This window comes from Streptomyces thermolilacinus SPC6 (assembly GCF_000478605.2).
In the GTDB taxonomy this organism is placed as follows: domain Bacteria; phylum Actinomycetota; class Actinomycetes; order Streptomycetales; family Streptomycetaceae; genus Streptomyces; species Streptomyces thermolilacinus.
The window spans coordinates 882,231-907,971 of record NZ_ASHX02000001.1 but is presented as its reverse complement, the minus strand read 5'-3'; the positions used below and the strand labels follow the sequence as shown (position 1 = coordinate 907,971).

The 25,741-nt window shown below is 76.1% G+C and carries 21 protein-coding genes; 9 read left to right on the top strand and 12 right to left on the bottom strand.

Annotated elements, in window-relative coordinates; all coding sequences use genetic code 11:
• Position 1: 1 nt before the first annotated feature.
• The 9 genes from J116_RS03965 to bla all read right to left on the bottom strand — a co-directional run bounded on the left by J116_RS03965 (position 2) and on the right by bla (position 13,201).
• On the bottom strand, positions 2-1,396 hold the full coding sequence (locus tag J116_RS03965; RefSeq protein ID WP_037948678.1) for a hypothetical protein: 1,395 nt from the start codon (positions 1,394-1,396) through the stop codon (positions 2-4).
• Positions 1,393-1,944, bottom strand: coding sequence for a GNAT family N-acetyltransferase (locus J116_RS03960; protein ID WP_023590648.1), 552 nt, complete (start codon positions 1,942-1,944; stop codon positions 1,393-1,395). The genes J116_RS03965 and J116_RS03960 overlap by 4 nt, the downstream gene beginning before the upstream one ends.
• A complete protein-coding gene (locus J116_RS03955; RefSeq protein ID WP_023590649.1) occupies positions 1,941-3,665 on the bottom strand; it encodes an IucA/IucC family protein in 1,725 nt (574 codons plus the stop codon). The genes J116_RS03960 and J116_RS03955 overlap by 4 nt, the downstream gene beginning before the upstream one ends.
• Positions 3,662-5,104 (bottom strand): lysine N(6)-hydroxylase/L-ornithine N(5)-oxygenase family protein, encoded by a 1,443-nt coding sequence (locus tag J116_RS03950; protein ID WP_023590650.1) that lies wholly within the window; start codon positions 5,102-5,104, stop codon positions 3,662-3,664. The genes J116_RS03955 and J116_RS03950 overlap by 4 nt, the downstream gene beginning before the upstream one ends.
• Positions 5,104-6,627: a pyridoxal phosphate-dependent decarboxylase family protein gene (locus J116_RS03945; RefSeq protein WP_028964684.1), complete on the bottom strand. Its 1,524-nt coding sequence runs from the start codon at positions 6,625-6,627 to the stop codon at positions 5,104-5,106. The genes J116_RS03950 and J116_RS03945 overlap by 1 nt, the downstream gene beginning before the upstream one ends.
• 89 nt (positions 6,628-6,716) lie before the next feature.
• Positions 6,717-8,057: a diaminobutyrate--2-oxoglutarate transaminase family protein gene (locus tag J116_RS03940; RefSeq protein WP_023590652.1), complete on the bottom strand. Its 1,341-nt coding sequence runs from the start codon at positions 8,055-8,057 to the stop codon at positions 6,717-6,719.
• A gap of 612 nt (positions 8,058-8,669) precedes the next feature.
• Positions 8,670-11,051, bottom strand: a complete 2,382-nt coding sequence (locus J116_RS03935; RefSeq protein WP_023590653.1) for a glycoside hydrolase family 65 protein — start codon at positions 11,049-11,051, stop codon at positions 8,670-8,672.
• Entirely contained in the window at positions 11,048-11,839 is a 792-nt protein-coding gene (locus J116_RS03930; RefSeq protein WP_023590654.1) for an HAD family hydrolase, read from the bottom strand. The genes J116_RS03935 and J116_RS03930 overlap by 4 nt, the downstream gene beginning before the upstream one ends.
• Before the next feature lie 429 nt (positions 11,840-12,268).
• A complete protein-coding gene (gene bla, locus J116_RS03925; protein WP_023590655.1) occupies positions 12,269-13,201 on the bottom strand; it encodes a class A beta-lactamase in 933 nt (310 codons plus the stop codon).
• Positions 13,202-13,383: 182 nt separating this feature from the next.
• On the opposite strand from bla, the gene J116_RS03920 reads away from it, so the two are divergent.
• The 4 genes from J116_RS03920 to J116_RS03905 all read left to right on the top strand — a co-directional run bounded on the left by J116_RS03920 (position 13,384) and on the right by J116_RS03905 (position 18,906).
• Complete coding sequence (locus tag J116_RS03920; RefSeq protein WP_051203975.1) at positions 13,384-14,736, top strand: transaldolase family protein; 1,353 nt, start codon at positions 13,384-13,386, stop codon at positions 14,734-14,736.
• Between the two features lie 261 nt (positions 14,737-14,997).
• On the top strand, positions 14,998-15,885 hold the full coding sequence (locus J116_RS03915) for a sigma factor-like helix-turn-helix DNA-binding protein (RefSeq protein ID WP_023590657.1): 888 nt from the start codon (positions 14,998-15,000) through the stop codon (positions 15,883-15,885).
• 44 nt (positions 15,886-15,929) lie between these two features.
• Positions 15,930-16,871: an aminoglycoside phosphotransferase family protein gene (locus J116_RS03910; RefSeq protein ID WP_235617305.1), complete on the top strand. Its 942-nt coding sequence runs from the start codon at positions 15,930-15,932 to the stop codon at positions 16,869-16,871.
• 64 nt (positions 16,872-16,935) lie between these two features.
• On the top strand, positions 16,936-18,906 hold the full coding sequence (locus J116_RS03905) for a helix-turn-helix domain-containing protein (protein WP_023590658.1): 1,971 nt from the start codon (positions 16,936-16,938) through the stop codon (positions 18,904-18,906).
• Here the strand turns inward: J116_RS03905 and J116_RS03900 are convergent.
• The 3 genes from J116_RS03900 to J116_RS03890 form a co-directional block, all read right to left on the bottom strand.
• Positions 18,882-20,069 carry an IS701 family transposase gene (locus tag J116_RS03900; RefSeq protein WP_069818283.1) on the bottom strand — a complete coding sequence of 396 codons (1,188 nt, stop codon included), beginning with the start codon at positions 20,067-20,069 and terminating at the stop codon, positions 18,882-18,884. The genes J116_RS03905 and J116_RS03900 overlap by 25 nt on opposite strands.
• Before the next feature lie 276 nt (positions 20,070-20,345).
• A complete protein-coding gene (locus J116_RS03895) occupies positions 20,346-20,540 on the bottom strand; it encodes a hypothetical protein (protein WP_028964685.1) in 195 nt (64 codons plus the stop codon).
• Positions 20,541-20,633: 93 nt separating this feature from the next.
• On the bottom strand, positions 20,634-21,068 hold the full coding sequence (locus J116_RS03890) for an ATP-binding protein (protein WP_028964686.1): 435 nt from the start codon (positions 21,066-21,068) through the stop codon (positions 20,634-20,636).
• A 287-nt stretch (positions 21,069-21,355) separates the two neighbouring features.
• Between J116_RS03890 and J116_RS03885 the strand changes: the two genes are divergently transcribed.
• The 5 genes from J116_RS03885 to J116_RS03870 all read left to right on the top strand — a co-directional run bounded on the left by J116_RS03885 (position 21,356) and on the right by J116_RS03870 (position 25,565).
• Positions 21,356-21,793 (top strand): Hsp20/alpha crystallin family protein, encoded by a 438-nt coding sequence (locus J116_RS03885; RefSeq protein ID WP_023590661.1) that lies wholly within the window; start codon positions 21,356-21,358, stop codon positions 21,791-21,793.
• 188 nt (positions 21,794-21,981) lie between these two features.
• A complete protein-coding gene (locus J116_RS30065) occupies positions 21,982-22,149 on the top strand; it encodes a hypothetical protein (protein ID WP_023590662.1) in 168 nt (55 codons plus the stop codon).
• A 160-nt stretch (positions 22,150-22,309) separates the two neighbouring features.
• On the top strand, positions 22,310-22,726 hold the full coding sequence (locus J116_RS03880) for a DUF2267 domain-containing protein (RefSeq protein ID WP_023590663.1): 417 nt from the start codon (positions 22,310-22,312) through the stop codon (positions 22,724-22,726).
• A 207-nt stretch (positions 22,727-22,933) separates the two neighbouring features.
• Positions 22,934-25,009 carry a galactose-binding domain-containing protein gene (locus J116_RS03875; protein WP_023590664.1) on the top strand — a complete coding sequence of 692 codons (2,076 nt, stop codon included), beginning with the start codon at positions 22,934-22,936 and terminating at the stop codon, positions 25,007-25,009.
• Between the two features lies 1 nt (position 25,010).
• Entirely contained in the window at positions 25,011-25,565 is a 555-nt protein-coding gene (locus J116_RS03870) for a DUF2165 domain-containing protein (RefSeq protein WP_023590665.1), read from the top strand.
• Positions 25,566-25,741 lie beyond the last annotated feature (176 nt).

The following is a 25,741-nucleotide window of genomic DNA, read 5'->3' as shown; positions in this document are numbered from 1 at the left end:
GTCATTCCTTCGTCTCGGGCTCGATCCCGCTCGGCCGGGGGAACCCCACCTGGGCGCCCTCAGCGGGGGTCGGGAGGACGAACGCGCTCACCGCCCCGCGCCCGCGCGCCCTCTCCGTGAGCCGCTCCCGCCCGTGCGGCAGCGGGACACGGGGAACGGCGCGCACGGCACGCGAGGCGTCCCGGAGGGCGGCGGGCCGGGCCGGTGGCGCGGGCGCGACCGGGGCGGCGAGCGCCAGGACGCACAGCAGGGCGCCACCCACCAGGAGGGGCGCCCACAGGGCGGCGGTCGCCGCGCCGGTCGCGACGAGCGGCGCGAGCAGCAGCCCCGCCGTCTGCCCCACGGCGACCACGCTGTACGCGGCGCCCGACCCGGTGGCGACGATGACCCGCTCGTCCAGGGCGACCTGGCCCAGCGCCAGGCCCGCCCCGAACACGAGCCGCGTCACGGCCAGCCAGCCGGGATCGGTGACGGCCGCCTGCACGGCGAGGCCCGCGGCGGCGACGAGCATCCCGTACCGCAGCAGCCGTCTCCCGCCGAGCCGGGCCCGCAGCCGCGCGACCGCGGGCAGCAGCGCCAGCACCGCCACGTGCGGCAGCACGAACAGCAGCGTGGCCGTGGCCGCCGACGCGCCCGCGCCGGTCGCGTACTCGGTGAAGTACGGCCGCGCCGCGTACACGGCGACGGCCGTCAGCAGCACGTACAGCGCGGGACGCCACACCGCGCCCACCGCCGCGCCGGTACGGCCCCCGGCACCGTCCGCGATACCCCCGGCGGGCCCGTCCACCGCCCCGCCGCCGGCCCCGGTGGCGGTCCCGGCGGGCGGGCCGGTGTGCGCTTCGGCGCGGGCCGGCCGCAGCAGCCGCAGGCACGCCACCAGCAGTACCGCCTCAAGCAGCGCCAGCAGCGGCAGCGCCGTCCTCGGGTCGGGCACGGACACGACGAGTCCGCCCAGCAGCGTCGCCGCGACCGACGCGGCGTGCAGCACGGCCACATACTGCACCACACCGGGCAGCACCCCGCGCGGATGGCTCCGGGCGAGACCCGGATACGCGAGGAGCACGACCGCCTTCGCCGCCACGAGCAGCACGGACACCCCGGTGAAGACCGCGTACGACGGTGCCAGCACCAGCCCGGCGGCCAGCAGCACCGCCGCCGACTGCCCGGCCGTCACCAGCCGCGCCAGCGGCACCCGGCGCGTCGCCCGCCCCCACAGGGGCAGCGCGACGACCGCCGACACCTGGCACACCACCAGGAACAGCCCCGTCGCGGCCAGTTCCCGCACCCCGTACGCGGCACGGAACAGCGCCGGGTAGAACGGGGCGAGCGCCGACTGGGTCACCATGTGCAGCCCGGCCGCGGCCAGCAGCACCGGGCGTCCGTGCGCCCCCGTCATGCCGCGCGCTCGCGGACCATGAGCACGGCCCGCTTCGTCGGCAGGTCGATCTGCCGCACCAGCCGGAACCCGGCCCGCTCGAAGACCCGCACGGACCGCTCGTTGCGGACGTCCGGCTCGGCGACGACCCGCTCGGCGTACGGGTCGGTGCGCAGCAGCCAGTCGGAGACGGCCCGCAGCAACGCCGCGCCCAGCCCCCGGCCCCGGTACGCGGACGGGCCGACCAGCAGATGCAGCCCCACGTCGCGGGTGCGGGCCGGGTAGTGGTGGCGCAGCGGGTCCAGGTCGGCCCGGTACACCTCCCAGTAGCTCATCGGGGTGCCGTCCACACAGCCGATGTACGGCGTGGAATGGGCGCTGCCGACCTGTTCGCGCAGGTAGGCGGCGATCCGCTCCTCCGGCTGGGCCAGCTCCCAGAACGCGGCCACCTCCGGGTCGTTCATCCACCCGTGCACGAGCTTCGCGTCGGCCACCGGGCTGACGGCGCGCAGCGTGAACACGCCCTGCTCCAGCGCCGCTCCGGCGCCGACGAGGTCCTCGCCCGTCACCCGCGCACCTCCACCAGGGGATTGGCGATGTCCACGTACACCGACTGGGCCTCCAGTGGGCCGGTCAGCTCGTCCATGCCGCGCACCCGCGTCAGCAGGTTCGCCTTGCAGCGCAGGCTCGGCTCGTCCCGCAGCAGCGCCGCCAGCCGCAGCCGGTCGCCGTGCTCGGCCGCGGCCGAGGCGAGGAACCGGTCGGCGCGGCGCAGCAGCCGCGTCTCGTCGGCGAGGCCCTGCGAGCCGAGCGCCCCGACGAGGCCCAGCAGGTTGTTGATGCCGACGTAGTAGGCGAGCCGCTCGTCGATCACCTCGTCCGCGACGTACGTGCCGAGGTCCTTGCCGATGCCGGGCACCCATGCGTACAGGGCGTGGCTGCGGGCGGGGGAGAAGTAGTAGCCCTGGTTGTCGCGGTACCGGCCGCCCGCGGGCCAGCCGTCCTCGTCCAGCACGACGAGGGTGTTCTGCTGGTGCGCCTCCAGGCCGAGACCGTACGTCGCGTACAGCCACAGCACCGGGGCGACGACGTGCTCCGCGTACCGGGCGAACCACTCCTCGCCGACCTCGGCGACGGGCCGCCCGGTCCGCCCGGCGATGCCGTGCACCAGCCCGGCCAGGTGGGAGCGGCCGCCGGGCAGATCGGGGCGGGGCGAGACGAGCCCGGCGACGCACAGGCCCTGCGTCACCGAGCCGGCGAGGAACGGGTTGGCGCGGACCACCACGTCCAGGCCCGTACCGTCCCCGCCGCCGGGCCTGGCGTCCACGGCGAGCCACGCCGGGTCGCGGACGACCGCGAAGCCGGGGTGCTCCGTGTGCAGGGCCCGGGCCAGCCCGGCGGTGAGGAGCCGGTCCACGGCGAGGCCCCGGTGCAGCTCGGAGCGCATGTTCTCGCGCCGGGAGTTGGTGATGCGCAGCCCCAGGGAGAACTTCAGCATCACTGGCGCGTCGGCCCGGTACAGCGTCCGGACGGACGAGGTGGGCGACCAGTCGGCGCCCGCCGGGCCCAGGTCGTGGAGCAGACCGGCGTCCAGCAGGGCCCGTACGGCGGGCCGGTGCGCGGCGTCCTGCGCCTGCCACGGGTGGGCGGGCACGAGGACCGTGCCGTCGGGCCGGGCCAGGTCCTCACCGGCGAAGGAGGCGAGGAGGTCCTCGGCGCTCCGCTCCAGGGACGAGTCGGAGCTGACGACGGACGGGTCGGCGGCGAACCAGTGCAGCGCGAACGCGCCGCGCGTCTCGGGGGAGTAGCGGGCGGCCTCCGTGTCGGTGAGGCCCTCGCGGCTCTTGGGCGTGGGGTGCAGCGGATGCCCGGTGATCAGGGCCTGTTCGGCGGCGAGGAACGGCGTCGTGCCCGCCGGGTCGTCGGGGACGGCGGCCCGGACCCGTACGAACTCGGTGACGCGGCGTACGGAGTCGCTGACCCTGCCGGTCAGGTCGGCGACGGACGCCGGGTCGCCGTGCGCGGCCTCGACGCCGAGCAGCGCGGCGAGCGCCGTCGCGGAGGCGGGTGCGCCGGACGGCAGCCGGGCGGGCCCGAACCGGTGCCAGCCGACGGGCGACCAGTACCGTACGGGCGCCTCGACGGCCGTGCCGGTGGCGCGCAGCTCCAGGCGCAGCACGTCGTCGGCGGGCCGCTCTACCCCGGTCTCGCGCACCCAGCAGCGCAGCAGGTTGTCGGTCGCGGCCCGGTCGGCCTCGGCGGCGGGGTCCAGGGGCTGGGTCTGGCTCATACGCACTCTTTCCGGTCGTCGTGGGCGCGGTCGGTGTCCGCGGGGTCGGTGTTCGCGGGGGCGTGGTGGGTGCCGTCGGCCGTGGCGCGGTCGGCGGGGGTGAGGCCGAAGGTGGTGAACGCGGTGCGGCGGGGCAGCGGGTAGACGGGCCGCCCCGTCAGCGCGTTGAGGATGACGGCGGAGCGCCACGCGGCGAGCCCCAGGTCGGGGGCGCCGACGCCGTGGGTGTGCCGCTCGGCGTTCTGCACGAACACCCGGCCGCCCACCTTGTCGTCCAGCACCAGCCGCTGGTCGTGGTCCACGAGGGGCCGCCCGGAGCCGTCCCGGGCCAGATGCGCGCCGAGCGGTTCGAGCAGCCCGTCCACGGGGCGCTCCGCGTAGCCGGTGGCGAGGACCACGGCGTCGGTGGCGAGGGTGGCCCGCGAGCCCTCGTCGCCGTGTTCGAGGGCCAGCTCGACACGGCCGTCGCGGCGGGCGGCGGCGGTGACGGAGACCCCGGGCGTGAGGGTGACGTCGGGCCAGCCGCCGGTCAGGGCCCGCCGGTACAGCTCGTCGTGGATGTCCGAGAGCGTGTCGGCGCTGATGCCCTTGTACAGCTGCCACTGGGCGGGCAGCAGGCGGTCGCGGGTGGCCTCGGGCAGGCCGTGGAAGTAGCGGGTGTAGTCGGGCGTGAAGTGTTCCAGGCCGAGCTTGCTGTACTCCATCGGCGAGAACGCCGGGGTGCGCGCCAGCCACGCCAGCCCCTCCCGCCCCTCGGGCCGCTCCCGCAGCAGGTCGAGCAGCACCTCCGCCCCCGACTGCCCGGCGCCTACGACGGTGACGTGCCCGGCGGCGCGCAGCCGGTCGCGGTGGGCGAGGTAGTCGGCGGAGTGCAGCACCGGCACGTCCGGGTCGGCGGCCAGCTCCCGCAGCGGTCCGGGCACGTGCGGGGCGGTGCCGACGCCGAGCGCCAGGTGGCGGGCGTACATCCGGCCGGTGGTGAGGACGGCGCCGTCCGCGCCGACGCGGCTGAACTCGACCTCGTACGCCTGCCGGTCGTCGTCCCAGCGGACGCCGTCGGCCCGGTGCGAGAACCGCAGGGACGGCAGCTTCTCGCTGACCCAGCGGCAGTACGCGTCGTACTCGGCGCGCGGGATGTGGAACCGCTCGGCGAAGTAGAACGGGAACATCCGCTCCTGGAGACGGACGTAGTTGAGGAACGACCAGCGGCTCGTCGGGTCCACGAGGCTCACCAGGTCGGCGAGGAACGGCACTTGGAGCGTGGCGCCCTCGATCAGCAGCCCCGGGTGCCAGTGGAACGCGGGCCGCTGCTCCAGGAAGACGGCGTCGAGGCCGGGCACCCCGTCGGCGAGGGCGGCCAGCGACAGGTTGAACGGTCCCGCGCCGACGCCGAGCAGATCGACGGTCGTCGGTTCCTCGGCGGCTTGCTCGGTGGTCATCAAGGTCCTTCCGGTTCCGGTACGTGCGGGGTGCGGGCGGCCGCCTCGGCGCCCGAGGCGCCTGCTACGCCGGCGGCGCCCGCCGCGGCCACGGCGCCCGCGGCCTCGGCGGTCAGGCCGAGGAGTCCGGCCAGGTCGTCCGCGGTGGCGCGCGGGTGGAGCAGGGTGGCCTTCAGCCACAGCCGCCGGGTGCCGCCGGCGTCCTCGGCGACGGCCCGCCCCACGACGGCCCGGCCCTCGGCGAGGAGCCTGCGGCGGACCTCCGCCACCAGCGCGTCGCCCTCGGCGGGCGGTGCCGAGTCGGCCGCGACGGGCCGGAACAGCACGGTGCTGATGCCCGGTTCGCCGGGGTGGCGGCGCAGCGCGGGGTGGGCGTCCACCAGCGCGGCGAACTCCCGCGCGGTGGCCACGCAGTGCTCGACCAGCGCGCCGAGCCCGGTGCGGCCCAGCGCCCGCAGTGTGGCGGCGACCTTCAGCACGTCGGGGCGGCGCGTCGTACGGATGGAGCGGCCCAGCAGGTCGGGCAGCCCGGCCTCCTCGTCGTCGTCGGCGTTGAGGTAGTCGGCGCGCAGGGCGAGCGGGGCGAGCAGCTCCGTGCGGGAGACGGCGAGGACCCCGGCGGCGACCGGCTGCCAGCCCAGTTTGTGCAGGTCGAACGTGACGGAGACGGCCGAGTCCAGCCCGTCGAGGAGCGGCGCGAGCCGGTCGCTGAACAGCAGCGGACCGCCGTACGCGGCGTCCACGTGCAGTTCGGCGCCGTGCCGGGCCGCCACGCGGGCCAGTTCGGGCAGCGGGTCGATCAGGCCCTCGTCGGTGGTCCCGGCGGTGGCGACCACCAGGACCGGCCCTGCTCCCGGGCCGAGTTCGGTGAGGGCCCGTTCGACGGCCGCCGGGCCGAGCCGCCCGCCGGGGCACTCGACGGTGACGGGCGCGGGCAGGTCCAGCATCCAGGCGGCGCGGCGCACACTGTGGTGGGCGTTGGCGCCGCACACGACCCGGACGGCCGGCGCCCCGGCGGCGCGGGCCCGTTCCCGGGCCAGGAGGAGGGCGACGAGGTTCGACTCGGTGCCGCCGCTGGTGATCAGCGCGTCGGGCGAGGCCTCGCGGGGGTAGACGAGGGCGGCCAGCGCGGCGGTGACCTCCTGTTCCAGGACGGCGGCGGCGGGCGCCTGGTCCCAGGAGTCCATCGACGGGTTGAGGGCGGCCGCGGCCAGGTCGGCCGCGGCGGCCACCGCGAGGGGCGGGCAGTGCAGATGGGCGGCGCACCAGGGGTCGGCCGGGTCGGCGGCGCCCTCCGCGACGGCCCGTACGACGGTGCGCAGGGCCTCCTCGGCGCCCGTACCGTGCTCGGGGAGCACGGGGGCGCAGGCGGCCCGTAACCGCTCGGCGACCGCGCCGGGCCCGCCGCCGGGCAGCGGACCGCCCCGTACGGTGGCGCCCTCGGCGAGCGCGTCCAGCACGACCGCGGTCAGCTTCCCCAGCGCGTACGCCCCGTGGGTGTCCCCGGCGACGGCGACGTCCACCTCGCCGGGCGGCGCGGGGAGTTCGGTCCGGTGGCGGCGCGTACCGTCCTCGCGGGCGGCGCCGGGGCCGGATATGTGGTCGTCGCGGGTCACCGGGTGCTCTCCAGGGCGGCGGCGAGGCGCTCCACGACGGAGTCGGCCTGCTCCTCGGTGAGGACCAGCGGCGGCAGCAGCCGTACGACCGTGTCGTCACGGCCGCCGAGCTCCAGGATCAGCCCGAGGTCGAGGCAGGCCGCGCGGACCGCGCGGGCCCGCACGGGGTCGCCGGGCGGGACGCCGTACCGGTCGGGCGTGCCGTCGAGGTCCACCAGCTCGACGCCGGTCATCAGGCCGCGCCCGCGCACCTCGCCGAGCGACGGGTCGTGGGCGGCGATCTCGCGCAGGCCGCGCCGCATCCGCTCGCCCAGTTTCAGCGCGCGCTCGGCCAGTTGCTCCTCGGCGACCGTGCGGAGGGTGATCTCCCCGGCGACCATGGCGAGCGTGTTGCCGCGGAAGGTGCCGGTGTGGTGGCCGGGGCGCCAGGTGTCCAGTTCGGGGCGGTACGCGATGAGCGCGAGCGGCAGTCCGCCGCCGACGGCCTTGGACGTGACCAGCACGTCGGGCGTGACCCCGGCGCGTTCGCAGGCCCAGTAGTGGCCGGTGCGTCCGATGCCGGTCTGCACCTCGTCGATCACCAGGACGACGCCGTGCTCCTCGGTGATCCGGCGGACCTCCCGCAGCCACCCGTCCGGGCCCTCCACGACGCCGCCCTCGCCCTGCACGACCTCCAGGATGACCGCGGCGGGCGGTCCGACCCCGCTGCTCGGGTCCGTGAGGAGGCTCTCCAGCAGCCGCGCCGACAGCTCCCCGGACCGGTCGGAGTCGCCCGTGCCGAACGCGCAGCGCATCCCGTACGGGTAGGGCAGCCGGGTCACCGGGACGCCGTCCGCGCCGACCGCGCCGCTCATCCGGGGCGGCCCCGACACGGCCGACGCGCCGAGCGTCATCCCGTGGTACGCGCCGGTGAAGGCGACGATCCCGCGCCGCCCGGTGGCGTGCCGGGCCAGTTTCAGGGCCGCCTCGACGGCGTCCGTACCGGCGGGGCTGCAGAAGTGCAGCCGCGCCGTGTCCCTTAGACCGCCGGGCAGCCGACGGAGTAACTCCCCGGAGAAGGCGTCCTTCTGAGGGGTGATCATGTCCAGAGTGTGCAGCGGCGCGCCCGAGGCGAGGACCGACTGGAGGGCCGCGACGGTGGCCGGGTGGTTGTGCCCGAGCGCGAGGGTGCCCGCGCCGGAGAGGCAGTCCAGGTAGGTGCGGCCGTCAGCGCCGGTGATCACCGCGCCGGCGGCGTGCACGGGGGCGACGGGCAGGGTGCTGGCGTAGGTACGGGCGGAGGACTCGCGTCGCTCCTGGCGCTCGAGAAGCTCGGCGCGCAGCGCACCGTTCGGCATGGCGGATGCCCTTCGGTCGTGTTGCGGGGGTCGCGCACAAGGCGCACAAGGCGCACAGGGCGCACAAGGCACACACACGGCAGGCGGCGCGGTGGGGGTGGCCCACCGCCGCCTACGGAAAGTTAGGTTAGCCTAACCTGCGAGAAGATCAAGGGTTTGCGTCAGCGCGTTCCACCGTGGAGGGGCGCCAACTCCGCTCCTCGCGCCCCCCGTTGTGGCCGCCGAACCGTCATGTCCGCAGATCACACGGCGTGTCGCATTCCCCTCACCAGCCGTGTGCTCCGCGCCGGAACGGGCCGCGCGGGGCGTACGGGGCCTCATCGCGCGGCCCACGGATGCGCCTCGGTGGTGCGGATCTCCCTCTGACGGGGCACGGGTACGTACCCGTACCCGCGAGGCATGGGCGACGGCACACGGCCAGTACGCGGCACAGCCCACCACGGACCGCCCCGACGGAGCGATCATCGCCACCACAGCACCACAGCGGGGGGTGGGAGAGCGCGTCCGCGTACTCGACCTGACTCCTTGAGGGCGGGCGCCCCCACGCGAGCCCGTGGGGGCGGCGCCTCCGCGCGGAGGTGAGCGACCGGCCGGGAACGGCTCCTGGCGCGCCTACTCCGGCAGCGGCAGCCGCACCGAGCGGCCCGGCTCGATGGACACCGCCGTGCCCGGCAGCTCGATGTCGATCGGCGCGACCCCCGACTCCGGCACGGCCACGTGCAGGCTCTCCGGCGTCATCCGCAGCCGCACCCCCCAGTGCCCGTGGAAGCGCAGCGTGAACGCGTACTCCGACAGCTCCGGGAGCCGCACCGGGTCCAGCCGCAGCGACCCGCCCCGCGTCTCCAGGCCGGTCAGCCCCCGCTGCACCAGGTCCAGGGTGCCCGCCATCGCCCCCAGGTGGATGCCCTCGCCGGTCGTCCCGCCGTGCACGTCCGCGATGTCCGCCTCCAGCGCCTCCTGGCAGAACTCCCACGCGCCCGCCCGCCGCACCCGCGCCAGCACCCACCCGTGCACCAGCACGCTCAGCGTCGAACCGTGGCTCGTGCGCCGCAGGTAGTAGTCGACGGTCCGCCACCACGTCTCGTCGTCCAGCACGTGCCCCAGCCGCCGCAGCAGCCCCCGCAACTCGGCGGGCGGGAACAGGTAGCCGAGCATCAGCACGTCCGCCTGCTTGGACGCCTGGTAGCGGTTGACCGAGTCGCCCTCCGCCTCCAGGATGCGGTCCAGCCGCCGGATGTCCCCGTACTTGTGCCGCAGCCCCTCCCAGTCCAGCTCGGCCAGCTCCCCGTACCCGTGGAACTGGCTGATCACCCCGTCGTGGAACGGCACGTACAGCCGCCGCGACACGTCCTCCCACAGCGCGAGCTCGCTGTGGTGCAGCCCGATCCGCTCCTCCAGCTCCCGCCGCCGCGGCTCCGGCAGCTCCGCCATCAGCTCCAGCGCCCGCGCCAGCACCCAGGCGGCCGTCACGTTCGTGTACGCGTTGTCGTCCAGGCCCGGCCGCCGCGCCCCCGGATACGCGTCGTGGTACTCGTCGGGCCCCATCACCCCGCGGATGCGGTACCGGTCGAGCGCCTCGTCCCACTGCGCCGAGTCAGCCCAGAACCGGGCGATCTCCAGCAGCATCTCGGCGCCCTTGGTGTGCAGGAACTCGTCGTCCCCGGTCGCCTCCCAGTACCGCCAGACGTTGTACGCGATGGCCGACCCCACATGGTGCTGGAGGCGCGAGTGGTCCGGCAGCCAGCGCCCCGACCGGGGGTTGAGGTGCAGCCGCTGCGTCTCCTCCCGCCCGTCGCTGCCGCTCTGCCACGGGTACATCGCCCCGGACCGGCCCGCGTCCCGCGCCGCGAACCGCGCCGCGCCGAGACGGCGGTGACGGTACGTCAGCAGGGCCCGCGACACCTCGGGGAAGTGCAGGTTCAGGTACGGCAGCACGAACAGCTCGTCCCAGAACACGTGCCCCCGGTACGCCTCCCCGTGCAGCCCGCGCGCCGGGACGCCCACGTCCAGGTCGGCGGTGTGCGGCGACAGCGTCTGCAGCACGTGGAACAGGTGCAGCCGCAGGATGCGGCCCGCCTTGTCCGGCACCTCCAGCTCAGCGCGCCGCCACAGCTGCTGCCACGCCGTCCTGTGCGACGCCAGCAGCTCGCCGAAGCCGTCCGCCCGGCCCACCCGGTCCACCGCCGCGTGCAGCGGGTCGGCGATCGCCGGGTCGTGCGAGGTGTGCAGCGCCACCACCTTGTCCACCACGACCGTCGCGCCCGGCTGGAGAGTCAGCCGGTACCGCTGCGTCACACGGCCCGGCCCGTGCACCACCTCGGCGTCCTCGGGCGCCGTCGTCCGCGCGGCCAGCGCGATCCGCACCTCCGACGACGCCGTACGGCAGGACAGCCACACCCGGTCGCCCTCCGTGTCACCGGTCACCACGCCCCTCAGGTGCCGCGACGCCAGCTGTCGGTACCGTGCCACGCCCGTGTTCGCGACCGCCCCGTCCAGCGCCGCCTCCACCTCCAGCGCCCCCGCCCAGTTCTCGGCGGTGAACTCGGTGCGCAGCGCCGCCACGTGCGGGTCGCCCATGTGGACCAGCCGCAGCTGCCGCACCGCGAGGCGCCGCCCGTCGTCGTCCTCGTACCGGCTGCGCCGCTCCAGCACCCCGCCGCGCAGGTCGAGGGAGAGCGCGTGGTCGGTGAGGAACTCGTGCGCAGGCGCCAGCCACGGCCCCGGCTCCGGCCCGTCGGCCACCCGGTAGCGCAGCGGCAGCCAGTTCGGCAGGTTCACCACGTCCTCGTTCTCGACGCTCCGCCCGGCCACCTCCGACCTGAGCCGGTCGTAGCAGCCCGCGACGTACGTCCCCGGGTAGTGGGTGCCGTCCGCCTCGCACTCCGGGAGCGCGCCGCGCGTGGCGAAGTAGCCGTTGCCGAGGGTGCACAGCGCCTCCCGCAGCGCCTCCTGATCGGCGGCGTACCCCTCGAACTCCCATGTCCAGTCGCTCATGACGGCTGTCCCTCCCGTACGGCGAGCAGCTCCGCGAGGTCCCTGACGACGAGGTCGGCGCCGTGCCGCCGCAACGCGTCCGCCGCGCCCGTACCGGCACCGGGTCCCGCGTTTGGCGACCGGTCCACGCCCACGACCAGTCCGAACCGGCCCCGCCGCCCCGCTTCCACGCCCGCGAGAGCGTCCTCCACCAGCGCGCACTCGCCCGCCGGCACGCCCAGCCGCCGCGCGGCCTCCAGGAACAGCGCCGGATCGGGCTTGCCGGGCAGCCCCAGCCGGGCCGACTCCACCCCGTCCACCACCGCGTCGAACAGGTCGAGGAGACCCGCGCCCTCCAGCAGCTCACGGGCGTGCCGGGACGCCGAGGCCGCCGCCATCGGCACCCCCGCCCCGCGCAGCGCCCGCAGCAGCCGCACCGAGCCCGGGTAGGCGTCCACCGGGCGGGCCCGCAGCCGTTCGGTGAAGCGGCGCTCCTTGTCGGCGGCGACGGCCTCCACGGCGGCCGGACCGGCGGGCAGTCCCCGCGCCGCGAGGAACGCCTCCGCCCCGTCCCGCCGAGAGCGCCCGTCCACGTACCTCCGGTACTCCTCGGCCGCGTCGAAGGGGCGCCGGGCCGGGGCGTTCGCGGCGCCGGGCGGCAGGGCTTCCAGATGGGCGTCGAAGGCGTCCTTCCACGCCGCCGCGTGGACCCGCGCCGAGTCGGTGAGCACCCCGTCCGTGTCGAACACGACGGCACGCGCGGACCGCAGCGCGGGAACCACCGGGCTGCGGTCCGTGCCTGGGCTCATGGCGGCGTCTCCTTGCGTCGGCGCCCGGCGGGTGCCCTGAATCTCCGGGGGCACACCGGCGCGGGCGCGAGGAACGGGCTCCACCGCCCATCATGACCCCGCCCCGGCCGCCGGGTACGGCCATACAGGGCCATGAGGGGCACGCCCGCCCGCCCGCCACGCCTGCGACGGCCTGCCCGCCGCCCGCTCGGCGCGCCCTGCCCGCCACGCCTCCACCGCCTGCCCGCAGCGCCTGCGCCCGGCGCGCCCGCCCCCAGTGCTCCTGCGCCCGCCCGCCTGCCGCGCCTACCGTCGCGTGTCCGCCGGTCCCGCCCCCGCCCGCCGTCCCGACCCGCGCCTGCGCCCCGCCCGAGGACGGCCGGGGCGCAGGCGCGGCGCACCCCTCCGGCGCCGCGCCGGGCCCGACCGGCCCGTGGTTCAGCCCCCGGCTCAGCTCATGGCCTCCGCGAGCAGCCGCGCCGCCTCGGCGACCAGCTCGTTGTCGGCCGTGGCGTCCGGCGTGAACCGGGTCGTCTGGACGGCAAGCACGACGGGCGGCCGTCCGGGCGGCCAGGCGACACCCGCGTTGTTGTTGCTGCCGTATCCGCCGCCGCCGGTCTTGTCCGCCAGCAGCCAGTCCTCGGGCAGGCCCTTGCGGAACCGCTCGTCGCTCGTCTGGTTGGCCAGCATCCACCGCGTCAGCCGCTCGCGGTCGTGCGCGGGCAGCACGTTGCCGAGGACGAGCCGCCCGTACGTGCGGCCGATGGCGCGCGGCGTGGTCGTGTCGGTGACCCGCCAGGGCTCCGCCGAGTTCAGGTCCGGCTCCCAGCGGTCCAGCCGGGTGACGTCGTCGCCGATCGACCGGCAGAACCGGGTCACCGAGGTCGGCCCGCCCAGCTCGCGCAGCAGCAGGTTGCCCGCCGCGTTGTCGCTGCGGGTGATCGTGGCGTCGCAGAGCTCGGCGACGGTCATCCCGTTCGCCACGTTCTCCGGCAGCTCGGTGACGGGGGAGTAGCCCGAGTCCTTCACGTACTGGGCCGTGTAGTGGACGCGCCGGGCGAGCACCTCACCGTCGCGGTCCAGGTCCCGCAGCACGGCGGCGACGGCGATCGTCTTGAAGAGCGACGCCATCGGGAAGCGCTCGTCCGCCCGGTACGCCACCGTGCGCCCGGTGCCCGTGTCGTACGCGAACGCGCCGAGCCGCGCGTCGTGCGTCAGCTCCAGCGCCCGCAGGAGACCCTCGACGCGCGCGCCCCGACCCGTCGCCGAGGGGGCTGACGCGGCGTGCGCGGGCCCGGTCACCGCCACGGCGGCGGCCAGCGCGGCCCCCACGCCCGTGGCGAGGACGGCACGGCGGTTCGGACGTGCACCGGTGGATTTCACGAAGGAGGCCCCTTTACCTCGACAGCAGGACGACAACCGTCACGACGACCCTTCCCGCAACACTGGTTTCACACGTCACACACTCGGCCGAAAACCGACCCCCCGCCGTGCGGTCCGCAGCGAGGTGACAGAGACGTACCGTTCCACTCCCCGGGCGCCGGGCGGGCCCCTAGGGTCGGACCATGAAGAGGGAATCCGCCTCGGCGCTGCTCCAGCGGCTGTCCGCCGAGGGCGTCGCCCCCTGGGCGTCCTGCGCGGCGGCCTCCCACCCGGCCGACGCGCCGCACGGCGGGCCCGCGCCCGCCCGTGACGGGACCGCACGCCAGGCCGGGGCCGCCCACCAGGCCCCCGGACCGCTCCACGAAGCCTCCGGACGGCTCCGGGAGGGCCCCGGACCGCTCCGGGAGGCCCCGGGACCGCCACCCGCCACCCCCGGGCAGCCCGCCCCACCGCCAACCGGGAGGCCCGGCTCCCCGCCCGTCGGGGACCGCGGGCGGGCCCTCACCGGGCCCCCGGTGCGGCCGTCCACCGGGCAGCCGGTCCCGCCCCTAGCCCAGCCGCCCATCGGACAGCCGGCCCAGCCGCCCGCCGGGTGCCCGGTCCAGCCTCCGGCCCTGCCGTCCGTTCCGCCGTCCGACCGCTCGGAACCGGCCATCCCCGAACCCCCGCTGCCGTTCGTCGGCGCACTGGTCCCGCCCTCCTCACCCGGCGCCGCCCGACGGGCCTGCGACGCGCTGCTCCGCGTCCACCGCCTGACCGATGGACGCCACGGGCACGTCTCCGTACCGGTCGATCCGCGCGCCGCCCACGACGCGCGGGTCCTGACCGCCGCCGCCCGCGCGCTGCGCCGTGCCGTGGGCCGCGCCAACCTGCTCGTCCGCATCCCCGCCACCCCGGCGGGGATGACGGCCCTCAGCGACTGCCTCGCCGAGGGCGTCGGCGTGGACGTCACCCTGATCTTCGGCGCCGAGCGCTACGCCCGCGTCCTCGACGCCTACTTCACCGGCATGGAACGCGCCCTCGCCGCCGGGCTGTCCCTCCACGGCCTCGGCTGCGTCACGTCCTTCCCGGTGGGCCCGCTCGACGCGGCCGCCCGCGCCCTGCTCGGCCGACCGCCGTGCGGCGACGCGGGCGGCGGGCCGTGGTGCGCGGTCGCCCTCGCCGTGGCCCGGCAGGTGTTCCGGCTGCGCGAGGAGCGCCTGGCGAGCCCCTGGTGGCGGGTGCTCAGGGCCGCCGGGGCACAACCGCCGCGTCTGCTGTGGACCGAACCGGAGTGCCGTCACATCGGCGCCCTCGTCGGCTGGAACACCGCCGTCGCACTGCCCGCCGCCGTCCTGGAGGCCGCCCCCGACGACCTCGAACTGCGCGGCGACACCCTCCTGAACCGCCACGCCGAGGGCGCCCGCACCCTGGCCGCCCTGGAGCGGCGCGGCCTGCGGATGGCGGAGCTCGCCCGTGTACTGGAGGCACGCGAGCTGACCCGGCTCCAGCGGACGTGGCCCGCCGGCCCCGACGGACCGGCCGGAGGCGACTGACCGGCCGGACCCGCCCGACGCACTGGCCCCGACGCACCGGCCCCGACGGACCGGCCGACCCCGCCGGGCCCGACGGACCGTCGCACCCGCCGCGCCGCGCCGCGCCGCGCCGTGCCGCCGGGCAGAGGGCGTCAATCCCGGCCGCCGACAGTAACGTTTCTTCCGGCAGCGTTCGAAGCCGTGGCGCAATGCGCGAATCATGTCGATGTCACGTCAAGATGCCCCTATGCACATTTTCGTTCGGAGTGGGTCGCCGACCCGATGAGCCAGAGCACCACCACCCAGTCCCCGCCCGCGCGGTCCCCGTCCCCCGAGTCCCGGTCCACCGAGTCACCGTCCCCCGATTCGCCCTCCGCCGAGTCCCCCTCGGCTGAGTCCGCCTCCGCCGAGTCCGCCCCGCCGACGCCGCCCGCACCGACCCCCGTCGAGTCCTTCGACACGCTCTACGCCGAGGTCGCCCCCGCCCTGGTGCACCAGACGTATCTGCTCACGGGGCGCCGCAGGCACGCCTTCGACTCCGTCGAGCACGCCTTCCAACGCGCCTGGGAGCACTGGCCGGAGGTCTCGCACGACCCCGACCCGGTCGCCTGGGTGCGGGCGCAGGCGTACGAGTACGCGCTCGCCCCCTGGCACCGGTACCGGCGCCGCCCACGCCGCCCCGTGACGCCGCCCGCCGACCCGGCGCACCGCGCCCTGTTGGAGCTGCCGCCGCCGTACCGCCGTACCGTCCTGCTCTGCGACGGCCTGGGGCTGAGCGTCGAGGAGGCCGCCGAGGAGTGCGCGGCCAGTGTTCCCGCCACGGTGAGCCGCCTTCGGCACGCGCGGGCCGGCCTGGCCCGCGAGGTCGCCGGTTTCGCCGACCCGGACGACCTTCGCGCGTGGCTGAGCGAGCTGGTCGCCTCCGTGTCCACCGCGACGCTGCCGCTGGCCCGTTCGGTGCGCACCGGCAGCGAACGCCGCGTGCGTGCCCTCACCCGCGCCGTGTACGGGCTGACGGCCGTGCTCCTCGGCGCGGTCGTCTTCTCGGCGGTGGGCGCCCCGCCCCCGGACCCGGGGCCCGCGCCCCACGGCCGGGTCACCGACGACGGCGTACCGCCCCGGGACGAGCCCGCCCCGCCCCGGGACGACCCGGCACCGGCCCGCCCCTGAAACCCCGTTGTGCGGGTGGCGGCGGCTGACGCAGGGTGGGGGCTGTGACGGACATCGACAGTGATCTCGTACGCGCCCTGGTCGCCGAGCAGTTCCCCGAGTGGGGCGGCCTGCCGGTGCGGCCGGTCGCCCGGCAGGGCTGGGACAACCGGACCTTCCGGCTCGGCGACGAGCTGGCCGTGCGCCTGCCCAGCGCCGAGGGCTATGTGGCCGCCGTCGAGAAGGAGGACCGCTGCCTGCCGGTGCTGGCCCGGCATCTGACGATGCCCGTCCCGCATGTGGTGGCGACCGGCCGCCCGGGAGCCGGGTACCCGTACCCCTGGTCGGTGCGGCGCTGGCTGCCGGGGGACACCGTCGAGGCGGCCCTGGACATCGACCGCGCCCGACTGGCCCGTGACCTCGGCGCGTTCCTGACCGGCCTCCGCGAGGTCCCGGACGAGCACGGACCGGCCGCGGGCCACCACTCGTACTACCGGGGCCGTCACCCCGGCGTCTACGGCGACCAGGTCCGGCGCGCCCTCGACACGCTCGGGGACAGGGTGGACGCGGCCGCCTGCCGCGCCGTCTGGGAGGACGCCCTCCGCTCGTCCTGGGACGCGCCGCCGACGTGGTTCCACGGCGACGTCGCCGTCGGCAATCTGCTGACCGCCGGCGGCCGCCTGTCCGCCGTCATCGACTTCGGCACCTGCGGCACCGGCGACCCGGCGTGCGACCTCGTGATGGCGTGGACGTACTTCACCGGCGAGGAGCGGGGGTCTTCCGCGAGGCGGCCGGCCTCCCCCACGACGCGTGGCGCCGGGCGCGCGGCTGGGCCCTGTGGAAGGCGCTCGCGACCATGGCGGGACTGTCCAGCCCCGACCCGGACGGCTTCCAGGAGCGGGTCCTGCGGCGGGTGCTCGACGACCCGCTCACCGACTGACCGGGAGCGCCCGCCGGGAAGGCGACGGCACCCGGAGGTGAACGGCCGTTCATCAACAAGCCGTTGACCGATCTTCACCTAGCGTATTACTTTCGGCCGGTCGGAGTGGCGGGACGACTCGGGGGGTTTGTGTGGCGGCGGACGACCGGGCGTCGTCGGAATCCGATCTCTCTACCTTCCTCGAACTCCTCGAACTCCTCGGCCGCGAAGCCCCGGACAGCGCCTTCGACCAGGTCGTCGCAGACGCCCGGCGCTCCGGGGCGTCCCCGGCCGGCCTGCGGCGACTGGTCCGCGCCAAGGACGCCGCCCTCGCCGTGCGGGACCGGCTGGACCGGCGGCGGCAGCGGGAGTCGGGGCTCGCGGCGCTCGTCGACACGGCCCGCGACCTGTCCCTCCCGTACGGTCCTGACGGTGTGCTGAAGACCGTCGTCCGGCGGGCGCGGCTGCTGCTGGGCGCCGACATGGCGTGGGTGGCCCTCCACGACCCCGACGGGCGCCGCTCCCGGGTGTGCGCGTCCGACGGCCACGTGACCGCCGACACCCTGGGCTGCGTGGTACCCGCGCTCGGCGGGGCCGGGCGCGGGGCGACCCGGCGAAGGGGCCCGTTCTGGACCGCCGACCACCTCCACGACGACGCCTTCGCCCACGTCCCGGCCCTGGACGACCTGGCGCACGCCGAAGGGCTGCACGCGGTGATGGCGGTGCCGCTGCGGACGGAGGGGGCGGGCGGGCAGGAGACGGCCTCCGGCGTCCTGTACGTCGCCGACCGGCGCGTACGCCACTTCACCCCGGACGAGACGGCCCTGATGAGCGCGCTGGGCGACCTGGCCGCCGCCGCCCTGGACCGGGCGCGGCTGCTGGAGCGCACCCGCGCCGAGAACGGCGCCCTGGCCTCCGGCGCCGCCCGGGCGCGGCAGGGCCTGGCCGCCGCCCGCACCTCCCGCCAGGTCCTCGACCGGCTGCTCGACCTGGTCCTCACGGGCCGCGACCTCCAGGCCGTCGCCATGGAGGCGGCCGAACTGCTCGGCGTGCCGGAGCTGCTGGTGCGCGACCCCGCCGGGCGCAGACTCGCCGCCGTGGGCGCCGCCCCCGACGAGCCCGGCGCGCCCGGACTGCTGGCCCGGGTCCTCGACGCGCACGCGGAGGGGCGGCCCGTACGGTCCGGTGGCGGCGGCTGGGTGTGCCCGGCCACCGCGGGCGACGAACTGCTCGGCACCCTCCATGTCGTCCCGGCGGCGCCGCTCGGCGCGCACGGCCTGGACCTGCTGCGCACCGCCGCCCGTGCCCTCGCGGTGGCCCTGCTGGTGCGGCGCAGCGCCGGGACGGACGGGCGGGTGCGCGACCTGCTGTTCGGGGACCTGCTCAAGGGCGGTGACGCCCCGCCCGAGCAGCTCGCCGAGCGGGCCCGGCGGCTCGACGTGGACCTGGACCGGCCGCACGTCCTCGTGGTCGCCCGCCCCGAGGGCGGCACGGGTGGCCGGGCGGCCGTGTGGGCGTCCTCGTACGCGTACCGCACCTCGGGGCTGAAGGCCGTGGACGGCGACTGCCTGGTGATGATGCTGCCCGGCACGGACCCGGGCTCGGCGGGCGAGGCGCTGTCGGCGGAGCTGTCGGCGGTGCTGGGCCGCCCGGTGACCGTGGGCTCCGCCGGCCCGGCGACCGACCCTGCCGGGATCGTCGCCGCCCACCGGGAGGCCCGCCGCTGCCTGGAGGCGGTCACCGCGCTGGGCGGGGTGGGGGTCGCCGCGTCCCCGCGCGAGCTCGGGTTCCTCGGGCTGCTGCTCTCCGACAGCCCCAACACGGTCGGGTTCGTCCGCCGCGCCATCGGGCCCGTCCTCGACTACGACACCCAGCAGTGCACCGAGCTGGCCCGCACCCTGGAGGCGTACTTCGCCTCCGCGTGCAGCCCCAGCCGCGCCGCCGAGACCCTCCACGTCCACCCCAACACGGTGTCGCGGCGCCTGGAACGCGTCACCGAACTCCTCAGCCCCGGCTGGCAGGAACCCTCCCGCGCCCTGGAGGTGCAGCTCGCCCTCCAGCTGTGGCGCACCCGGCAGGCCCTCGTCCGGCGCCGCGATCAGCCCGACCGCGCCATCGGCTGACCGCCCGGCGCGGCGGCGGCCCGGTGGGCCGCCGTGAGGGTGCGGGCGGCCTGCGCGGCGGACGCCAGGGTCGTGTGCCGGTGCCAGCCGCCGTACGAACGGCCCTCGAAGTCCGCCAGGCCCACGTCCAGCGACGTCGCGGCGAAGTCGGCGGCGACCCGCCCCGACAGCAGCGCCAGCCGCAGCAGTTCTCCCCACGGCCGCCCCGGCACCCCGGTGAGCCAGCAGCGCACCGGCCCGCCGAGCACCCCGGCCCCGGCCCCCGCCGCGCCCCCGTCCCACACGCCCAGCAGCAGCGCGGGCCCCGCCCCCGGCAGAGCCACCCGCACCCCCGCCACGAGCCCCGCCCGCGTCCGCCCCGTCACCGGCTCCACCCAGGTCACGGGCCTCCGCAGCGGCCCGGCGAGCCGCAGCAGCCGCCCCGCCGGAAGCGGCCCGGCAGCGATCCGGCCCAGCGCCGGGTCCTCGGCGGCGACCACCACCGACTCCGGTACGGGCACGACGAACGGCAGCCCCGCCTCGCGTAACGCCCGTACGAGCGCCAGGGGTTCCAGGTCCGGCAGGTCGGCCACGACCGGGCGCCGGGACGCGTCCGTCCACGCCCCGGCCTCCCGCACCGCCCCGGCCGCGCACTCCGGCGCCGCCACCGCGACGACACCCCGGGGCGTCCCGCCGACGCGCTGCCCGGGGAGCCGCAGCCGCCAGTTGACGGGCGTGCTCCAGCCGTCGCCGGCCGCCCACACCCCGTACGCCTCCTGGCTGTTGACCAGATGTCCCGCGCTCGGGACGAACCGCCGCGCCACGCCCACCGAATGACGGCCCGCCTTCGGGATGACCACGCTCCGGACGACCCAGCAGCGCGGTCCCAGCTCCCGCTCCACATACCGGGCGAGGGCGGCCCGCACCTGCGCCCAGTCCCAGGGGGACACGGAGACGAAGTGGTGGAGGCTCTGCTCGGCGGCGCCGTCCCCGGCCGACGCGGCGATGTTCCGCACCGACTTGCGGCCCCGCGCGTTCAGCAGCCCCCGCAGGTACTGCTCGCCTCTGCGCCGCTGGTCCCTGCGCGGCAGCCAGGCGAACAGCTCCGCGCACAACCCGGCGACGACCCCCTCCAGCACCTCCTGCTCCGCAGGGCTCCCAGCCCGTACGCCTTCGAACCCCATGCGACCCCCCGGTCTGACGGTGCACCGCGACACGCGGACACCTCCACGGTGCGGTCCGGGCGGGGTCCGGGCACAGGTGCGCCGATCACACACTCACGCCCCACGAAGCACACCCGACCCCACAGACCCACGGGCCACGACCTGCCGACGAGGCGGACCGGCGGCCCGTAGCTGCCATGACCGTCGGCGCCGGTACGCGAACGTGCCCGCGTACCGGAGAGGTACACGGGCACGTCAGGGGGCGATACGGGGCCGGGCGTCAGCCGGTGGAGCCGCTCAGGTGGCCGCGGCCCGGCCTGGGCGCTGCATCAGCTCCTGGAACACCGACATGCACGACAGGCAGTGCCGGTCCGTCTCGTCGCTCGCCTCCTGGAGGGGCTGGCCGCAGAGCGCGGAGGACTGGTCGTGGCCGACGACATGCCACACCAATCCGGTACCGGTGGCGGCCGTACCGATGCGCATTTCGTACATGGCGGCTCTCCGTGCGGTGGACGACGCTTGACTCCACCCCAGCACGCCCGCGCCCCGCCCGCCGCCGCTGCCGGTCCGTCCGGGTGAGCCGCCTCACCACGGCAGGAAGACGTGCACGTCCTTGCCCTCCGGCCGGGTCAGCACCGACACCTGGGTGGCCAGCGCGTTCACCAGGTACCAGCCGACGGCCCCCGTGTTGTCCGCCGGGGACCAGGGGCGGGGGACCGGCGGGTGCGGATTGCTGTCCCGTACGACGACGTGGACCCCGTCGAAGGTCCGCCGCAGCCGCAGCGAGAACGGGCCGGGCGCGTACTGGACGGCGTTGCCCGCCAGCTCGGTCACGACGAGCAGCACGTCGTCGCGGTGGTCCGGCACCGCCGGGGCGGCCGTGCGCTCCAGGGCGTCCAGATAGCGGTCGGCGACCAGCCTGGCGGCGGACACGTCCTCCAGCGCCCCGCCGAAGCGGGCCTCGAGGCCGTCGGAGCCGCCGGAGTCGTCGGCGCGCCTCCGGTCGGCGCCGTCGTTCATGGGCGGGCCGGTGGCCACGGCGTCCTCCTGAGCGTCACCCGGTTGCGTTCCGCCGCACGGGTGCCCACCCCGCCGCCCCCGATGCCTCCCGTCGGCGGCCCCGCCCACGCCGACCGCCCGGGACGCCGGAGGCGGCGGGCGCGGGGGCGCGCGAGGGTGACCGGCACCCTATGCGGGGCGCCACCAGAAACTTGAGTCGATACTTGTCAACAACCATGCCGCGCGCTATATAAGGACTATCGCTGAGGAGCATCGGTACGACACGTGTGCGAGGAGGCGAGGACGAGATGCTCATGCGGACCGATCCCTTCCGTGAAGTGGACCGCCTCACGCGGGACCTCTTCGGCGCGTCCGGTCCGACCGGTCCGACCGGCCGGACGGGCGGTGTCCCGATGGACGCCTGGCGCACGGACGACGCGGTGCGGGTCGCGTTCGACCTGCCCGGCGTGGACCCCGAATCGGTGGACCTCCAGGTGGAGAAGGACGCGCTGACGGTGACGGCCGAGCGCGCGTCGGCCGTCCCGGAGGGCGGCGATCCGCTCTTCGCCGAGCGGCCCACCGGTACGTTCACCAGGCGTCTGTTCCTGGGCGACGCGCTCGACCCGGACGGCATCGAGGCGACGTACGACGCCGGTGTGCTGCGCGTGAAGGTTCCGGTGGCCGAGCGCGCCAAGCCCCGCAGGATCGAGATCGGCGGCTCCGGCCGCAGGGCGATCCGCTCCTGACGGGCAGGCGACCCGGGCCCGCGGCAGCACCGGCCGCGGGCCCCGCGCCGCCGCGCCGCAGGTGCCACCCGCGCCGACGGGTCGCGGCGGCGGCGGCCCGGGTCGCGCGCAGGGGCGACGCCCCGTGACCGTGACCGGTGACCGACGATGACGACTGACGACTGACGACTGCGAAGGGGGGACCCCTCATGGAGCCGCTTCTGTGGCTGCTCATCCCGCTGACGGCCGCCCTCGGCGCGAGCCTGTGGGCCTGGTACGTCTCGCGCCCGCACCCGAGGGACGTGTGGACGGACGTGGACCGGTACGACCGGCTCCGCGCCTCCCTCGGCCGGGGCGCGGGCGCCGGGGCGGGCTGACCCGCGCGGAGCCGCCGGGCCGTCGCGGCGCGAGCACGAGCGGCCCCGCCGCCCCGGCGGCTCCCGCGAACGGCGGTCCTGATGTGCGGGGCGCCCCCGCCGGTCCTACGGTGACGGGGGCGGCTCTCCCGGAGCCGTACGGCAGGAGGGAAGAACACCGATGCGGCACGACGAGTTCCTCGCCCGCGTGCGGGAGCGTGGCGAATACCGCGACCAGGAAGAGGCCGCGCACATCACCCGGGCCGTGCTGGAGGTGCTGGGCCACCGCATCACCCCCGGTGAGGCGGCCGACCTGGCGGCGCAGCTGCCCGGCGACCTCGGTGACGTGCTGACCGCCGACGCCGACGCCGACGCCGACGCCGACGGCGACCGGCCGACCGACCGCTTCGGGATCGAGGAGTTCTACCGGCGCGTCGGCGAGCGCACCGGGGCCAGGCCCCGCACCGCGCAGTGGGACGCGAGCGCCGTCCTGTCCACCCTGGCCGACGCCGTGTCCGGCGGGGAGCTCAACCAGATCATCAGCCAGCTGCCGAGCGGCTTCGCCGTCCTCTTCGGCAAGGCCGACCTGGCGGACTGACCCGCCACGGCCACGGCCACGGAGCCAGGGCGCACCCCGCGCCCCCTCGCGTACGGCCCGCCCCGCACCGCCGTACCCGCCCCCGGCCTCGTAGCGCCGCGCCCCGCACCGCCGTACCGTGCCCCGTCGTGCCCCTTGACTGCTCGACGTACCGCCGCGATCCTCGTCGGACCAATTGACGGGACATGAACAAACGGCGGTGCGCCCATGACCCGAGCCCCCCACCCCGCACGGCGCGGCCTCCTCGCGCTGCTCTCCCTGCTCGTCACCGCGGTGGCCCTCGCCCTCGGACCCGCCGCGCCCTCCGGGGCCGACTCCGCGCCCCCGTGGTGGGAGCCGGTCGCGCGCCCCGCCCCCGACTCGGCCGTCAACGTCACCGGGGAGCCCTTCAGGGGAACCGATGTGCAGGGCCGGGTGCGCGGGTTCGTCGACGCGCACAACCACATCATGTCCAACGAGGCGTTCGGCGGCCGCCTGATCTGCGGCAAGGCGTTCTCCGAACTGGGCGTCGCCGACGCCCTGAAGGACTGCCCCGAGCACTACCCCGACGGCTCCCTCGCCGTCTTCGACTTCATCACCCGCGGCGGCGACGGAAGGCACGACCCCACCGGCTGGCCCACGTTCGCGGACTGGCCCGCCCACGACTCGCTCACCCACCAGCAGAACTACTACGCCTGGATCGAACGCGCCTGGCGCGGCGGACAGCGCGTCCTCGTCAACGACCTCGTCACCAACGGCGTCATCTGCTCCGTGTACTTCTTCAAGGACCGCGGCTGCGACGAGATGACCTCCATCCGCCTCCAGGCGCGGAAGACGTACGAGATGCAGGCGTACGTGGACCGCATGTACGGCGGGCCCGGCAAGGGCTGGTTCCGGATCGTCACCGACAGCGCCCAGGCCCGCGAGGTCGTCCGGCAGGGCAAGCTCGCCGTCGTCCTGGGCGTCGAGACGTCCGAGCCGTTCGGCTGCAAGCAGGTCCTCGACGTGGCCCAGTGCGACCGCGAGGACATCGACCGGGGACTGGACGAGCTGCACCGGCTCGGCGTGCGCAGCATGTTCCTCTGCCACAAGTTCGACAACGCCCTGTGCGGCGTCCGCTTCGACTCCGGCGCCCTCGGCACCGCCATCAACGTCGGCCAGTTCCTGTCCACCGGCACGTTCTGGAAGACCGGGCCGTGCACCGGCCCCCAGCACGACAACCCCATCGGCGGCGCCTCCGCCCCCGGCGCCGAGGCGAAACTGCCGCCCGGCGTCACCGTCCCCTCGTACGCGGACGGCGCCCGCTGCAACACCCGCGGCCTGACCGACCTCGGCGAGTACGCGGTGCGCGGCATGATGCGGCGCGGGATGATGCTGGAGATCGACCACATGAGCGTCAACGCCGCGGGCCGCGCCCTCGACATCCTGGAGTCCGAGGCGTACCCGGGCGTCCTGTCCTCGCACAGCTGGATGGACGCCGAGTGGACCGAGCGGGTCTACCGCCTCGGCGGGTTCATCGCCCAGTACATGCACGGCTCCGCGCAGTTCACCGCCGAGGCCCGCCGCACGGACGCGCTGCGCGCCCGCTACGGCGTCGGCTACGGGTACGGCACCGACATGAACGGCGTCGGCGGCTGGCCCGCCCCGCGCGGCGCCGACACGCCGAACCCCGTGCGGTACCCGTTCCGCACCGCCGACGGCGGCTCCGTCGTGGACCGGCAGACCACCGGGCAGCGCGTCTGGGACCTCAACACGGACGGCGCCGCCCACCACGGGCTCGTCCCCGACTGGCTGGAGGACATCCGGGTCACCGGCGGCCAGGACGTCGTGGACGACCTGTTCCTAGGCGCCGAGTCGTACCTGCGCACCTGGGCCGCCTCCGAGCACCACGACCCCGGTGCGAATCTGGCGGCCGGGGCGCCCGCCACGGCCGGCTCCACCGAGTGGTGGGACCCGTTCGCCGGGCACACCCCGGCCAGGGCCGTCGACGGCGACACCCGCACCCGCTGGGCCAGCGAGTGGAGCGACCCCCAGTGGCTCCGCGTCGACCTGGGCGCGGTCCGCTCCGTCGGGCGCGTCACCCTCGACTGGGAGGCCGCGTACGCGAAGGGGTACCGCGTGGAGGTGTCCGTCGACGGGACCGCCTGGCGCACCGTCTGGTCCACCACCACCGGTGACGGCGGCCTCGACACGGCCCGCTTCACCGCCACCGACGCGCGGTACGTCCGCGTCGTCGGGTTGGAACGCGGCACGCGGTGGGGATACTCGCTGCGCGAGGTCGGCGTCTACGGCGGGGGTGGATGACATGCGGGACGGCGGGGCACGGAGCAAGGGCGCCCGGAGCGGGGCGCGGTGGCGGATACTGGGCACGGCGCCGTTCGCCGCGACGGCGCTCACCGGCACCGTCGCCGTCTACATGGCGCTCGTCGCGTTCGGCAACATCACGGACTTCGGGACGAACCAGCAGTTCGTGCGGCACGTCCTCGCCATGGACACCACGTTCAAGGATCCGGACCTGATGTGGCGGGCCGTCGAGTCGCCCGCCCTCCAGGACGCCGCCTATGTGGCGATCATCGTCTGGGAGACCGTCGCGGCGGCCGTCCTGCTCCTCGCCACCGTCCTGTGGTGCGCCGGCCTGCGCCGTGGCGCGTACGGGCGGGCGCGGGCGGCGAGCACGGCCGGCCTGGTGATGGTGCTGCTGCTGTTCGGGCTCGGGTTCATGGCGATCGGCGGCGAGTGGTTCGCCATGTGGCAGTCCTCCGACTGGAACGGCCTCGACGCGGCCGCCCGCAATGTCGCTCTCGCCGCGTTCACCCTGCTCGTCGTGCACCTGCCGGCCGCGGCCCGGCCCGACGCCTGAGACGGCCGCGACGGCAGAGACGGCCGCGACGGCAGAGACGGCCGCGACGCCTGAGACGGCCGCGACGTCTGACCGGCCACGGTCCCGTACCACGCCTGACCGGCCGCCGCCGCGCCCGGCACGGACCCGGAAGGCCCGGCCCCACGCGATGGGGCCGGGCCTTCCGGTACGTCCGC

Coding starts and splice junctions, on each gene's coding strand:
- J116_RS03965 (WP_037948678.1), bottom strand. CDS start 1,396: ATGACGGGGGCGCACGGACGCCCGGTGCTGCTGGCCGCGGCCGGGCTG.
- J116_RS03955 (WP_023590649.1), bottom strand. CDS start 3,665: ATGAGCCAGACCCAGCCCCTGGACCCCGCCGCCGAGGCCGACCGGGCC.
- J116_RS03950 (WP_023590650.1), bottom strand. CDS start 5,104: ATGACCACCGAGCAAGCCGCCGAGGAACCGACGACCGTCGATCTGCTC.
- J116_RS03940 (WP_023590652.1), bottom strand. CDS start 8,057: ATGCCGAACGGTGCGCTGCGCGCCGAGCTTCTCGAGCGCCAGGAGCGA.
- J116_RS03935 (WP_023590653.1), bottom strand. CDS start 11,051: ATGAGCGACTGGACATGGGAGTTCGAGGGGTACGCCGCCGATCAGGAG.
- J116_RS03930 (WP_023590654.1), bottom strand. CDS start 11,839: ATGAGCCCAGGCACGGACCGCAGCCCGGTGGTTCCCGCGCTGCGGTCC.
- J116_RS03920 (WP_051203975.1), top strand. CDS start 13,384: ATGAAGAGGGAATCCGCCTCGGCGCTGCTCCAGCGGCTGTCCGCCGAG.
- J116_RS03915 (WP_023590657.1), top strand. CDS start 14,998: ATGAGCCAGAGCACCACCACCCAGTCCCCGCCCGCGCGGTCCCCGTCC.
- J116_RS03900 (WP_069818283.1), bottom strand. CDS start 20,069: ATGGGGTTCGAAGGCGTACGGGCTGGGAGCCCTGCGGAGCAGGAGGTG.
- J116_RS03895 (WP_028964685.1), bottom strand. CDS start 20,540: ATGTACGAAATGCGCATCGGTACGGCCGCCACCGGTACCGGATTGGTG.
- J116_RS03890 (WP_028964686.1), bottom strand. CDS start 21,068: ATGAACGACGGCGCCGACCGGAGGCGCGCCGACGACTCCGGCGGCTCC.
- J116_RS03885 (WP_023590661.1), top strand. CDS start 21,356: ATGCTCATGCGGACCGATCCCTTCCGTGAAGTGGACCGCCTCACGCGG.
- J116_RS30065 (WP_023590662.1), top strand. CDS start 21,982: ATGGAGCCGCTTCTGTGGCTGCTCATCCCGCTGACGGCCGCCCTCGGC.
- J116_RS03880 (WP_023590663.1), top strand. CDS start 22,310: ATGCGGCACGACGAGTTCCTCGCCCGCGTGCGGGAGCGTGGCGAATAC.
- J116_RS03875 (WP_023590664.1), top strand. CDS start 22,934: ATGACCCGAGCCCCCCACCCCGCACGGCGCGGCCTCCTCGCGCTGCTC.
- J116_RS03870 (WP_023590665.1), top strand. CDS start 25,011: ATGCGGGACGGCGGGGCACGGAGCAAGGGCGCCCGGAGCGGGGCGCGG.